The 1,823-nt window shown below is 45.7% G+C and carries 1 protein-coding gene and 1 pseudogene; both read left to right on the top strand.

Annotation, left to right across the window (positions count from 1 at the left end):
• Window positions 1–118 precede the first annotated feature (118 nt).
• Window positions 119–514, top strand: a pseudogene (locus O2S87_RS18515) (transposase); the annotation flags it as partial.
• A gap of 244 nt (window positions 515–758) precedes the next feature.
• Window positions 759–1,697 (top strand): DUF262 domain-containing protein, encoded by a 939-nt coding sequence (locus O2S87_RS18510; RefSeq protein WP_475410194.1) that lies wholly within the window; start codon window positions 759–761, stop codon window positions 1,695–1,697.
• The last annotated feature ends 126 nt before the right edge of the window (window positions 1,698–1,823 follow it).

Raw genomic sequence — 1,823 nt, 5'->3', positions numbered from 1 at the left:
AAACACGCTTGATACCTTCTGAGAAACCCTGCGGCATCTCCGTGGTCGTGTGCAAGTTCTTTCATTGCTCTCTTTCTTCAGCCGTGGCAATCAGCTTGCCGGATTAACCCCAGAAGTAGTGCTAGTAGATACAGACACTCTAGCGATCAAAGACGTTCATTTAACAACTAAGCGGAAATGGGATGGACATGTCGGGCTGCAGGTCTATCGGCGGAACGCCGATGACCTGCAGACTTTGCTTGCAGATTCGAATTACTCATGGGGCTATCTCCGTGAGGAGTGTCGAGATGGGAACACTCGACCGGTAATCAAGCACAAGGAGCATAACAGCCTCAAGAAGGCTCACAACGCTCGTCTTGACGATGATACGTACAATCAACGAACCATGAGTGAAACAGTCTTCTCAATGTTGAAGAACGACGGAGAGCGTTTGCGTTCCCGGAGTTGGTATGGCCAATTCCGGGAACTGACGCGGAAGTGTATCGTGCATAACCTTTCGCGGGCGGCGAGTTAGCTTCGCCGCCCGCGCTCTTTCTCTGAACGTATTGCCCAGAGAGATCTCCGCTCTCCAAGTGAGCCTACGCAAGATATAAAATAAATTTGATGGTTCTGGATAGTCTGGTTTGGGTGCTTCTGCAATGTCTGTATCTAGAAATTCGGCAGTTCAGCGACTCAGACAGGAGAATTTGTTATGTAAGTGATTCAATACGGGAGCTGTCTTGCGATAAACGGAGCAATTTCAGTTCTATGCCGAAGAAATGGATGACCTAAGTGTTGAGGAGGTGAACGATATTCGTAGTAAGCTTCTACGTGGCGTTACTGCCGTTTCGATAACTACTGACGGAGAACAATCTGCATTTAGATTGTTTGAGACGCTCAATGACCGTGGTTTAGAACTCTCTTCTGTTGATCTAATGAAAAACCACGTCTTCAATACTGCTGCAACTGATTCCTCTATAGACTATGAGAGAATTCGTGATGACTGGGAAGCGATTATTGAACTAATCGTGCCCAGGCTATCGAAACCAAGCCGATTCTTTAGACACTATATTATGGCAGCTTCGGAACCTGACTATGATGGAGATGTTTCTAACTATATGCTGTATGAGATTTTCCAAGACATAGTCGACAATGAGTTAGAACAGAGTAATCTCACGCTTGAAGAGTATGTCTCTGACATGCTGAGGTCTGCGTCTCTCTATACTGACATTGTTGAGCATAGCATTTCTGAGTTTGACGTTGCTGGAAATAAAGCAATCAATGACAAGTTGGCAGACTTAGAAACTCTCAGTATCACCCAGGCACGTACTCTCCTCTTACGGATCATCGATGAATTTGACTCTGCCAACCGTGTTATGGAGTCTCTACGAATATTAGAGGCGTTTTTGATCCGATGGAAGACAGCAAATTATGCGACAGGTGGAGAACTCGACCGAATCTATTCTCGGGCGTGTTCTGAGTGCTTCGATACCAATAATAATTCTGCTGATGAGTTGCGTGATTTATTCGTCGACAGGTGGCCCAGTGATGGAGAATTCCGAACTAGATTGGAGAACAAGCGTATGAAAATGAACCCACAGACAACATATATGCTAAGCCGAATTGAGGAGGAATATTACGATGGTTCTGAGGTTGACATCTCCGAAGCCGAGCGGGAAAATATAGCACCTAGAGCATCATTTAACGCTAAAAAATAGGTCGCGTCTCAGGATCGTTTAGAACCAAGCCAATACTCACCGCAACGAAGTAGCAGTTGATACGTTAGAGGAAGGGGACTGTTTCGGTGCTAGAATGAAAGAGTCCCCAATCGAGATTACACTCAC

The organism is Halohasta sp. A2, from assembly GCF_056175805.1.
This window is presented reverse-complemented; position numbering and strand designations above follow the sequence as displayed.